8 protein-coding genes are annotated in these 12,480 nt (G+C 41.8%); 7 read left to right on the plus strand and 1 reads right to left on the minus strand.

Annotation, left to right across the window (positions count from 1 at the left end):
* Window positions 1-137: 137 nt before the first annotated feature.
* The 6 genes from AC58P5_RS18895 (at window position 138) to AC58P5_RS18920 (ending at window position 9,721) form a co-directional block, all read left to right on the plus strand.
* On the plus strand, window positions 138-2,918 hold the full coding sequence (locus tag AC58P5_RS18895; RefSeq protein WP_497389207.1) for a class I SAM-dependent DNA methyltransferase: 2,781 nt from the start codon (window positions 138-140) through the stop codon (window positions 2,916-2,918).
* Window positions 2,915-4,996: a DEAD/DEAH box helicase gene (locus tag AC58P5_RS18900; RefSeq protein WP_497389209.1), complete on the plus strand. Its 2,082-nt coding sequence runs from the start codon at window positions 2,915-2,917 to the stop codon at window positions 4,994-4,996. Before AC58P5_RS18895 ends, AC58P5_RS18900 begins: the two co-directional genes overlap by 4 nt.
* Window positions 4,997-6,178 carry a GIY-YIG nuclease family protein gene (locus tag AC58P5_RS18905; RefSeq protein WP_497389211.1) on the plus strand — a complete coding sequence of 394 codons (1,182 nt, stop codon included), beginning with the start codon at window positions 4,997-4,999 and terminating at the stop codon, window positions 6,176-6,178.
* 233 nt (window positions 6,179-6,411) lie between these two features.
* Window positions 6,412-6,798 (plus strand): hypothetical protein, encoded by a 387-nt coding sequence (locus tag AC58P5_RS18910; protein WP_497389213.1) that lies wholly within the window; start codon window positions 6,412-6,414, stop codon window positions 6,796-6,798.
* Between the two features lie 15 nt (window positions 6,799-6,813).
* On the plus strand, window positions 6,814-8,004 hold the full coding sequence (locus AC58P5_RS18915) for a DUF6575 domain-containing protein (RefSeq protein ID WP_497389215.1): 1,191 nt from the start codon (window positions 6,814-6,816) through the stop codon (window positions 8,002-8,004).
* Between the two features lie 742 nt (window positions 8,005-8,746).
* Window positions 8,747-9,721, plus strand: coding sequence for a DUF4238 domain-containing protein (locus AC58P5_RS18920; RefSeq protein ID WP_497389217.1), 975 nt, complete (start codon window positions 8,747-8,749; stop codon window positions 9,719-9,721).
* Window positions 9,722-10,204: 483 nt separating this feature from the next.
* Here AC58P5_RS18920 and AC58P5_RS18925 read toward each other — a convergent pair whose 3' ends face one another.
* Window positions 10,205-10,702, minus strand: coding sequence for a YfbM family protein (locus tag AC58P5_RS18925; RefSeq protein ID WP_497389219.1), 498 nt, complete (start codon window positions 10,700-10,702; stop codon window positions 10,205-10,207).
* Window positions 10,703-10,868: 166 nt separating this feature from the next.
* Here AC58P5_RS18925 and AC58P5_RS18930 point away from each other — a divergent pair, with 166 nt between their 5' ends.
* A complete protein-coding gene (locus tag AC58P5_RS18930; protein WP_497389221.1) occupies window positions 10,869-11,864 on the plus strand; it encodes a hypothetical protein in 996 nt (331 codons plus the stop codon).
* Window positions 11,865-12,480: the final 616 nt, after the last annotated feature.

Below are 12,480 nucleotides of genomic sequence, written 5' to 3' on the forward strand. Positions count from 1 at the left end.
AATGCAAAGAGATTCTAAACTAAAGTAAAGACGGTTTGTCTTTTTATGTTATAACTTTCCAAATGACTTTACTATGGCCGTAGTGATCTCGCTACGGCTTCATTTCGGATTTAGAATTAAATTGGAGGAAGAATGGCATGAACCCGGTAGAAATTGAAGCAGCTGTTTCTGAACTAGCAATTCAACCTTTTGATAAAGATGAGTTTCCCTTCTCATTCCTTCGGGCGTTTGGTAGCAAGGAGACGACAATTAGCCGTCTGCGTTCCGGTGAATCGAACAAGTCGGACATAGGCGGTGTCCTTCAGACAAATAATATTCACATTGCGACAGCTCAGTCTGGCGAAGTGACAAAAATTCTTTTTACTCTTAAGGAGAGTCGTGCAACGACAAAAGCAAAAGCGCGCTACATTCTCGCCACTGATGGGTTATCTTTTGAGGCAGAGGATCTGGAGTCTGGCGAGGTTGTCGCTTGTAATTATCAGGACTTCCCGAATCACTTTGGATTTTTCTTGCCACTTGCTGGGATTACAACAGTAAAGCAAGTACGCGATAGCTCTTTCGACATTCGGGCCACTAGTCGATTGAATCGGCTTTATTTAGAACTGTTAAAAGAAAATCCAGAGTGGGGAACGAATGAACAACGTCACGAGATGAATCACTTTATGGCAAGGCTTATCTTTTGTTTCTTTGCTGAAGATACCGGGATTTTTAGCAGAGCCCGTTTGTTCACTGATACCGTGGAACAGATGAGTACGCATGATGCTTCGAATACACATGAAATAATTAGAGAACTCTTTCGGGCAATGAATACAGAAAATTCTGATCGTATAGAAGCAAAATTATCACGCTGGGCTGATGCGTTCCCTTACGTGAATGGTGGACTTTTTTCAGGTAGTATTTCTGTTCCGAAGTTTAGTAAAATTGCTCGTTCTTATCTTTTGCATATTGGCAACTTGGACTGGACTAAAATTAATCCTGATATTTTTGGATCTATGATTCAGGCGGTAGCAGAAGATGAGGAACGCGGTGCACTTGGGATGCATTATACAAGTGTGCCTAATATTCTTAAAGTGCTTAATCCGTTGTTTCTAGATGACTTACGAACACAGCTCGGAATAGCAGGCGAAAATCCTCGAATGTTACTCAATTTAAGAAAGAGATTGTCAAAAATTAGAGTTTTTGATCCGGCCTGTGGTTCAGGTAACTTTCTTGTCATTGCCTATAAGCAGATGCGAGAAATTGAGAATACGATCAACGAGAGACGTGGCGAAATGGGGCGTGAGAGCGAGATACCTTTAACCAACTTTCGTGGCATTGAAATAAAGGGCTTTTCGGCTGAGATTGCTCGTCTTGCCCTTATTATCGCTGAATATCAATGTAATGTGCTATATCGTGGACCAATACTCGCCCTTGCCGATTTTTTGCCGCTCTCCTCTGACAATTGGATTACTTGTGGAAATGCTTTGCGCCTAGATTGGCTAAGTATTTGTCCACCAACTGGAAAAGACGTGAAATTCTACGCTGATGATCTTTTTAACAAGCCAATTGATCAAGCGGAGATCAATTTCGAAAATGAGGGTGGTGAAACATATATCTGTAGCAATCCACCTTATCTTGGGTTCACTTGGCAATCAGTGGACCAAAAAGCCGATTTACAGGCCCTTTTTGAAGGGCGTACAAAAATCTGGAAATCACTTGATTACGTCTCTGGTTGGTTTATAAAGGCTGCTGATTATGGTACTCAGACCAATTCTGTTGCTGCTTTCGTATCTACTAACTCAATCTGCCAAGGTGAACAAGTTCCAATTCTATGGCCGTTGATCTTTGAAACTGGGCATGAGATTGCTTTCGCGCATACTTCATTCAAATGGGCGAATCTAGCAAGTCATAATGCAGGTGTGACAGTAGCAATTATAGGGATCTCTAATCATCCTACTAAGGTCAGACAGTTGTTTTCAGTCAGTGACAATGGAAGCTCAATGGTCAGGGAAACCGAATACATCAATGCCTATTTGGTAGCAGGCCGTAACGTGATAGTAAGAGCAGCCTCACAAAGTCCGATAGCTAGAGCTCCTATGGTGTGGGGGAATAAGCCTTCTGACGGAGGCCACTTAATTCTTTCAGTGTCCGAGGCTAATGAAGCTATAAAACGTGAGCCATTCTTAGATAAATTTATTTTTAATTTTGTCGGCTCCCAAGAATTTGTGAGAGGTGGGATCAGAAGATGCATCTGGATAGAGGACGGCGACGTTGATCAGGCAACTCAATCAACTTTTGTTACTGAACGATTAGCTGCTGTCCATACAATGCGAGTCGCTAGTTCTGCAGCGTCTACACGAGCTTATGCTGAAAAACCTCACAGGTTTAGACAAATCCAGGGGCGGGCTGCTGACTATTCAATTATTGTTCCTAGTGTTTCTTCAGAGAGACGTGAGTATCTTCCAGTAGGACTTGCAAGTGCAGAAACTATAGTAAGTAACCTTGCTTTTGCATTGTATGATGCTCCTCTATGGAATATGGCCTTAATAGCGTCACGTCTTCACTTGGTATGGATTGCTACTGTCTGTGGGAAGCTAAAAACAGATTTCCGTTACTCGAATACAATTGGTTGGAATACTTATCCGGTACCAGCTTTAACAGAGAAGAATAAGGCCGATTTAACGCGCTGCGCTGAAGACATTCTTTTGGCTCGTGAAGTACATTTCCCTGCGACAATCGCTGACCTTTATAACTCTGAGAGTATGCCTACTAATCTAAGAGAGGCTCATGATCGTAATGATGAAGTGTTGGAGCGTATCTATATCGGTCGTCGTTTTCGCAATGACACTGAACGCTTAGAAAAGCTATTTGAACTTTATACTAAAATGGATAAAAACACTGATTTTATCGAGAAGAGTAAGAAGGGGGAAGAAGCGTGATTAAGGGTAATAATTCGATGCCCACTATTTCCTTATCTTACGCAAAAAATGGGAGCTCAACGAAGTCTAACGAATTGGGAATGCGTGCTATGCAGGAACGAGCATATGAGCGTCGTGGGGAACAGTATTTGCTCATCAAATCTCCACCAGCATCGGGTAAAAGTCGGGCGCTAATGTTTATTGCCCTTGATAAGCTCCAAAATCAGGGGCTCAAGCAGGCCATCATTGTTGTACCCGAAAAGTCTATCGGCTCTAGCTTTAGCAACGAGCCACTGAGCCAGTATGGTTTTTGGTTCGATTGGGTCGTAGAGCCAAAATGGAACCTATGTAATGCCCCTGGCTCGGACAATGGGGGCAAAGTTAAATCGGTTTGTGCGTTCCTTGAGAGTGACGATAAAGTCTTGGTCTGTACACATGCTACCTTCCGATTTGCCGTTGATGCTTATGGAATAGAAGCGTTTGATAATCGGCTGATTGCGGTGGATGAGTTCCATCACGTCTCTGCGAACCCGGACAACAAACTGGGTTTGCATCTTGGTCAATTTATCGCTCGGGATCGAGTGCATATTGTCGCAATGACGGGTTCCTATTTCCGTGGAGATGCTGAGGCTGTTCTAGCTCCAAAAGACGAATCAAAGTTCGATACGGTCACTTATACGTATTATGAGCAGCTTAATGGCTATGAATACCTGAAACAACTCGACATCGGTTATTACTTCTACTCTGATTCATACACAGATGACATTCTTAAAGTGCTAGACTCGTCTGAGAAAACAATTATCCACATCCCGAATGTTAACTCTCGCGAGAGTACAAAGGACAAGAACAGAGAAGTTGAGCACATCATTGAAGAGTTGGGGGAATGGCAAGGCACAGACCCTGTAACTGGCTTTCAGTTAGTTAAGTCATCAAAAGGTAAAATCCTTAAAATTGCCGATCTGGTAGATGACGATCCGACTAAACGTGATCGGGTATCTACCGCATTGAAAGATCCTGCTCATAAGAATAATCGCGATCATGTGGACATCATCATCGCTCTTGGTATGGCGAAGGAAGGTTTTGACTGGATATGGTGTGAACATGCGCTAACAGTCGGTTATCGAGCGAGTCTTACTGAAATTGTGCAGATCATTGGCAGAGCCACCCGTGACGCTCCGGGTAAAACACGTGCTCGATTTACGAATCTGATTGCCGAGCCGGATGCTTCTGAGGAGGCAGTAACTGAGGCAGTAAATGATACTCTGAAAGCCATTGCTGCCAGTCTACTTATGGAGCAGGTCCTTTCACCTCGCTTCGAGTTCAGATCGAAGAATGCAGAAAGCGGTCCGGTTGAAGGATTCGATTACGGGGATGAGGGCTATGATCCCGAAAAGTGTAATGTAGGCTTTAATCATGAGACAGGGCAAGTGCAAATTGAAATCAAAGGTCTCTTCGAGCCGAAGAGCGAGGAAGCTGTTCGTATATGCCGTGAAGACCTAAATGAAGTCATTGCTACATTTGTTCAGGATAAAAATACAATTGAGCGAGGCTTGTTTGACGTAGAGATACCAGAAGAGCTGACGCAGGTTCGTATGGGTAAAATTATCAAAGAGAAGTATCCAGAGCTTGACACGGAGGATCAGGAAGCGATTCGTCAGCACGCTATTGCAGCCCTTAACTTAACACAACAAGCAAAGCAGACTGTGACGAAGGGCACTGAGAGAAGTGATGAGCCAGTTGCCAACACTGCACTGATCGATGGAGTTCGTAAATTCGTAATGGATGTTCGGGAACTGGACATTGATCTCATCGATCGTATTAATCCATTCAGCGAAGCATATGCAATTCTATCCAAGGCATTAAGTGAGGATAGTCTGAAGCAAGTTGCGGCTGTCATCGCCGCAAAGCGTGTAAGTATACCTTATGAAGAGGCCAGAGCTTTGACTGAACGGGCTGTTCAATTCAAAAAAGAGCGTGGGCGGCTGCCAGATATAAATTCACAAGATCCGTGGGAAAAGCGAATGGCCGAAGGAGTTGTAGCGTTACAACGTTATTCAGCACAACAGAAGGCCGCTCAAGGCACCGGAGGTGGAGTGTAGGTGACTAACCTTTCTGATGACGATCTTCTCCGAGAACTTGGTGTAGAGTATGAAGTAGCAAAGACACGCTCTTACACGCCGCGTGAAGAGCGCATCATCGCCGGGTTTGAAGAGATCCAGCAATTTGTGAAAAAGCATGGTCGTACCCCACAACATGGAGAAGAGAATGAAATTTTCGAAAGACTGTATGCCGTGCGGCTTGATCGACTGCGCGCACAGGAGGATTGCAGAACCTTACTTGCTCCCCTAGATAGCCAAGGCTTGCTAAGTGAGAAAGAGACTAAACAAATCGATCCGGTAATTACCTTGGATGATGATGAATTGCTTGCTGAACTTGAAGGAATGCTCGCTACTTCAGATATTACAGAATTACGCCATGTTCGCTCTCAAGTTGAAAAACGAGCTGCTGAGGAAATTGCGAATCGAGAGAAATGTGAAGATTTTGCTCGTTTCAAACCTCTGTTTGAGCAGATTGAGAACGAACTTAAAACCGGGGATCGAGAGACACGTCCATTTGGTAAGGATGCGAGTATTAACAAGGGGAACTTCTTTATCTTAGGGGGGCAACTTGCCTACGTAGCTGAGATAGGGGATGAATTTAAGGCCCCTAATGGTCATACTGATGCACGACTTAGGGTCATCTACTCTAATGGTACAGAGAGCAATCTTCTCCTCAGATCCTTGCAACGTGCGTTGTACAAAGATGAGGCTGGACGTCGATTAACCGATCCGATTGGTGGAGGGCTGTTTAGCGCAAACTGGGAAGAGAATGACACCCAGAGTGGAACCATCTATGTACTGCGAAGCTTCTCCGATCATCCTTTTGTCGCAGAACACCGTGAGCTCATTCATAAGATTGGCGTAACCAGCAGTAAAGTTGAAACCCGTATCGCCAGTGCAGCACATGATGCTACTTACCTGTTGGCAAATGTGGAAGTCGTAGCGAGCTATAAGCTAGCTAGCATAAATCGGATGAAGTTGGAAGGAATATTCCACCGGATTTTCGCTCCTGCTCAGCTTAACATTACGATTAACGACCGCTTTGGACGCCCTGTACATCCGAAAGAATGGTTTCTCGTGCCTCTAAATGTAATCGATGAAGCAGTGAGTCGTATTCAGGATGGTTCAATTATTAATGTAGTATATGACCCTAATACTGCTCGTTTGGTCGAACGATTGTGATTGTAGTGAGAGTTCCATTTTAAATACTGTTACATTAAATATGAAGAGGACACCCGATGGGGTGTCCTTCGTTTCGCTCTATAGGTGTTATGGTGAGCCTTATCATAAGTGATGACAATTTTTTTTGAAGCATAAAAAATAAATAGGTCTAATATACTATGCCTGGGATCTCGGTTGTGGTAAAATATTGAAATTATAATGTTTAATATTTTACCTATCTGGAGGATAATAGAATGTGGCCCGAGCACTTTCCAGAAGGCTGTCCAATTGATGCAGAGATAAAGTCGATAGTTGTTTTTCGTTTGGTAGATAATGATCCTCCGACGGCAACTGATTTCGAATCCTTAGCAGTTCAGGGTAGAAAAATAAGAACTGATCTATGCCAAGCATGTGGGCTGTCTGTATTTGAAAATTACGAAGATGCAATTCAGCAGAATGAAGTATTAGCAGGAACCATCTATTTCAAAAGAAATAACCTACCTAAGAAAAAGATAGCTACCGGTGTAACTAACCCTGAATATGGCATGGTCAAGTCAACTCCCACTCAAGAAAGACCGACGCATTTAACATATTGGGTGTTTAAAGATAAAGAGGTAATGAATCATTTTAGCGTAGTATAACGGGGGAGAAACTATATGGAGCCCTTTGTTACACCTCTAGGAACTTTAAAGATTATAGAATATCTTCTATTTTATGATAGACCTTTTATTTTCTCATGTGAAGATGAGACAAGCTCAAAATATGTTGTTCATCTTATAGAAGATGATGATGCTATGGAAAAATGGTTTTGTGTCCCTTCAACTGAACTAAGAATTGAATTTGTAAGAACTGGTAAGTTAACATTGCGTGATTCTTTGTTATATGCTGAAAATGGGTGGATATGGGAAATTACAACTCCTTATGATAATTCAAAAGGAGCAGCGTTTATAAGGTATTGTAATGAGTTAAATGAGAGAGATCTGCCTGATGAGAATGTTAAGTTAAACTTGCCTGACAGAAGGCTTCCAGTAGTGGATATAGATACAGAAAAAGAAGCTAATCAAATCTTTAGAGACATATTTTTGTTATACTTAAATGATGGTAGTCATTCCCAATACATGGAAATTAATAATTTAGGGTCTATACTACTACGTTCTCAAGGTATGCTGGAGGCTCTAGCACATAAAGATGCTGGCGCAAGAGGGAGGATTCGAAAATCAACTAAGGACGAAGTCACTATGTACTATGCTGGAAACTTCGCTGCGTCTGTTGGAATACGTCTTGAAACAAAATATAGCAGCTTAATTCCTACGCAAATACATGAAGCATTAGATATATTTATGAATTTGATAGCAGCTGGATCAAATAAAGAAATTCTTCAAGCTGAGTTATCTATGCTTCAGGGCAGGTCTATTGCAAGATACCGATTCTTTTTACAGGCTCTTGATCATGCTAATATTTCTTTTAAGGCAGAATGGGGGTCTCCATTTAAGGGCAAAAGGACTGAGAGCTTATCTATTGAACAAATACGAAAAGCGATAGATATTATGGAATTAGAGAGCGAAGATTCAGTTCAAATCGTTAAGCTGACTGGGGACTTACATTTGGTTGGTGTGCAAATTGATAAAAGAAATAAGCGTTCTAGCTTTGAATTTGTATCAACTGAAGGTGAGCGATATAAGGGCACTCTATCAGATGAGCTATTAGATCAAGTAGATCGAGGAGTATTTTTTAAAGTTCCGACATACAATGTTGTTGTTGAATTAGAGGAGACTTTGGAAATAAACCCCGCTACAAGTGAAGAAAGAGTATCTTATTCTTTAATTAGTATTAAGGAGAATAAATGAAGGAGTTGTTTTTCAACACACTTTATTTATTTGTTTAAAAATAAACATACAGTTCTATTCGAATTCAACTCAATTCGACTTATCTTCCTATCTTATGTCACCGTAACTTGGGTTTAAAAGCGCATGTTTAATCTTTTTAAGCTTTTCATGATCTATATTACCAAAGATTGTGCTTAAGGATACTAACAGCCCTCTAGCCATCTCCGCCGATATAGGAGCCATATTGTCAAATTAAGTTGCTTCTTATAGCTGAGCTGTGAAGCGATTTAAAAGCCATTGTCCGTTGCTTAATAGTTAATCATTTTTGCCTTAAATTCCCCGTTGGCTTCAATACGTCTTCCTCGTATAGCATGTAATACTGTCCTTTTCAGGGTCAAGATAAACTATTTCCTTTTCATACCGTTGTAGCTCTTGCTCCAACGGCTTTTTATCGACCGTTCGTTTTTCGTTAATTAGATGCAGCCAACTCATCTATAAGCTGAGGATTATTCCAGCAACCACTGAACACGGCTTTAATTTCTTGTTCTACATAATCTACCCTAATACTGTTAGCTTTGCATACAACAGTGCCTTTATTTTCTTAAACATGCACTGGATTTTTCCAAGGCTTAACTGATCTTTATGTTTGAAACTCTTTAAATAAAAGAGCCGCGATTCTGTCAGCAGACGTCGTTACCGATAGCTTTGTTAAGCTGAACCTTATCATAAGTGACGGCGAAATTTATAGAGGGGATGGTTAGACATGACAAATATGGTAAAAAGGCAGCACTATGTTCCACAGTTTTACCTTAGACAATTTGCTTCAGAGGTTAAAGGTGACAATTACTTTATTAAGCACTTTGACAAGATTCGAAGGGTATACGACAGGACAAATGTAGCTAGTATCGCTAAGAAGCACAAGTATTATGACGTTACCCCAGAACAACTTAAAGAAAAGGGGATTACTGTACCTGGAAATTACAATCCTCAAGAGCTAGAACAACTGTTTAGTTCCTTAGAAGGGGAATGGGCAACCCTTTTCAGAAATATTTCTGAGAGACAAGGCCAATTGATTGAATATGATGAGGAACAGGTCGATCAACTTATTTTGGATGAAGAGAAGCGGATGGTTAGTGAGTTTATAGCTTTGCAAGCAATTCGAACCCCCTCTTGGCGGAACAAGTCGGAAATAATATTGGAGAATTTCAATGAGGCAATTGCTCAAAGCATGGGCATTGATCTTAAGCAGAGTTTAGGCGAGATGGATTCGTTTTACTTTTACCAATATATTCAAACAGGAGCTATAGAAAGACTTGGGGATTTTTTTCTTACCAATTTCGACTGGTTTCTTTGTTTCTCTCCTATAAAACTATACACTAGCGACAACCCGTTGGCTCGCATTTACCATTTGCAGAAGGCTAAACAAATGAAAGAAGGTGAATGGCCAGAGCCACCTTATTTTGAGGAATATTCGATTGCGCTAAATCCTAATCTCTTACTTATTCTTTGCCAAAAGGATAGGAGTATTTTTGTACCCAGTCTAATGCCGAGTTCAAGTGGGTTACTACATCCACTTTTGCATAGGAGATATTCTAGGTTTCACATTGTTAATGCCGAAAGAAATATCTTCTACTACGATAAGCAAGAAGAGAAGCATTTAAAGTCCACAATAGGACGCATGAATCAGATTAAGCAAGACATTGCGACGAGGCCATTCCTCGTGAGTGTACCAGACTAGAAGGGACATTCTAGAGAACGCTCAAGTTCTAGAGCTTTTCCGGTCGGATAAAGGAAGGCCCCTCAGTTCAACGGAGGGGGCTACGCTTAAAAAATGCTTCTCGGTCTCCTCGTTGAGGGTGAGTTCTATGTTACTCTGCTGGAAATCGGGCGATTAGGTTAATCGAGGTAACAGTGCTATAAGTGACCCCGAAAAAATTGATGGAGGCTTAGGTAAGCTGCTAAATCTGGCTCTTTCTGAAGTTAAATGAAGATGCCCTGAAAGGAAAATCCTAATGAACCGTTAGCTGATTTTTTATGATAGAACTTGATAGTATCTGCGACCGCGGAACAGAGCGGAGCGTAACCGACAAAGTGAAAATTTGAAATCAATCAGGCCACAGATTTTTTCGGCGGCCTTCCGTGCATGTTATGTAGGCTTGATCATAGCCCCTGGATCGGGTATTGAAAGGTTGGCAGCTATGCGCCGCGGCATGCAGCAGTTTCAATAAATGCTGATCAATATATCATGACTTTGGGCAAGGCTTTGTTCATAAAAATGGGTTAATTGGTTGAGTTCCGTTATGAGCTCTGCGAAACGTTCCTCAGCTTCATCGTCCACCCAAATATCCGGGTAAATCTGTTTTGATCTAAAATCGGCAGGGTTGAAATGTTGCTTCAAGACGGTCCTATCCACAGAATGAAGGGCTTCGAGAATGCGGGAAAGTTCATCCGAACCAATGGCACTTACGAATTCTTCCGTATCCAGCACGTGGACTCCTACAATAGCCTCGCTTAATGGGTGATCCTCGATCGGCTGTGAGGCAGAGTTTTCGGTTAGCAGACAATGCAATCCGTCCCATAATTTATCCATCTCATATACTGGACAGCGTTGTTTTCCCATAAGTTCCTCGACCTTCTCGACGATACGGGCATTGTCTAACTGGGCAACTTCATCCGCTAAAGCATCGTTTAATGATAAGAAACAGGCCATGATTCCCATATTTCGTCTTCTCCTTTATTTTCGGGGGTGATTCGACAAAGGTGATCCTTTCAGGTATATGAGGTTTATAAAACATTTTGTCACTATTTTACAATACAAGAAAAGCTCGATTACTACTAAGCCCCGGATCTACAGTTTTGCTAGAGGAGGGTGTTATAGTTTAACTATGAATAAACAAATAAACACGAAACATCAGTGTAAACAGAAGCAATGGGGGCAAGAGAACAAAGCGCCAACTGAAATACTGAGGCGGGAATCGTTGTTTAAATCTCTTGGATTTGCTGCAGTGGTATCGCTTTTTGTGTCCCTTCTTTTAGTTGGAATATTTTCGGTTCTGATCCTTTCGGTCAAGTTTCCCCTCATGGGATGGTTGTCCTTTCTGTCGGAAGATCTGAAAATGCTGGCGATCAATGGCTCAGCTGTGTGTCTGGGCATTTTTTTATTCATAAGCGGAACAGCGCTATCCGGCTACTTGCGGCCACCGTATTCCATCGTAATGTCGCATGATCGGATTCAATTCTCGAAATGGGGCCGTCGCTACGATGTGGCATTCGAGGAACTGATCGGGGTCGAGCAAAAATTCAGAATCGCACGCTTTAGTTTTTTCTGGCTGCAAGAATACATTCTTTATACGCCCGAGCAGGTCATCAAACTGCCTATTAGATCTATCGAGGGCCATTATAAAGTGGAGGATCGGTTGTTGCAAAGAAATGAACAGCTGAATAATCGGAAATTGGAGGCACTTGAAGCAACGGCGCAGTTACAAGCAAGTACAGATTATTCCATATCCCCCGCGACTCGATTAACACTTACTTACAGTACAATAAAGACCCAACGGATCGTCGTAGATTTTGAGCAAAACCGAATTATTTTCTCCGAAAGAAATCAACTGCCCGCAGACCAAATCAGGAAAATCGTCGTAGATTGCCATGCAAGTTTGGAAAATGTCGGAGGCAGAAAGATCATATTCTGGCAGCAGGATGGCAGGAACTTTACCATCAAAACTAAAAATTATTCATGCTCGGACGCAGAATGGTTCACGCTGTTGCAAAATTTGCATATAGCCGCAAGGAAGCTGAATATTTCCCTTGAGGTCGATATTCCACCGAATCGACCACTTCATATCTTTTCAGTCAACGACGAGAAAGAGAGAGCGTCTTAGAAAAGCAGACCTCGTGCTCGTTAGACGAAGTCCTTAGATCGAGTAAAAGGCTGGGGATTATGCACCGCGGCGGATTTATTACATGAGTTTAATTTTGATGTTGTTGCTATTAGGGAGTTTCCTTGGACTGACGAAGGGTACAAATCAATTAAGGGAAGCAACAGATGAAATGAAAGGAAACCATACATAAAAACCACTCCATTGTAAAGAGTGGCTTTGTTTTATATGCTAATGTATATCTTATTGTCAAAATAAATTTTGTGCTTGGCGTCAGTACGGTGAACCTTATCATAAGTGACGATGAAAAATTGGGATTGTTGGTTAGTGACCTGAGTACCGACTCTGAAAGAAATATACAAAATGGATATATGGATATATTTTCCGGAGTTCATTGCGATTGAAGTTAACAAACGAAATAATAATTAGTTACCCCTGGGCAAAGGATCTGAAAGTAAGCTTCCGGATCCTTCTTGCTTGGAGGGCAATTTCAAAAGTTTCAACCGTAACAAGGTTTTCGTCTGTCGCAATTATCATGTGGTTTTCGATACTTTGAGATGATTAAAGAATTTCTCAGGGAGGAAAGTAAGGAACCCATGCTAGGTTGCCAAATCCCGCT

The sequence above is a fragment of the Paenibacillus sp. JT31N7 genome (assembly GCF_059692095.1).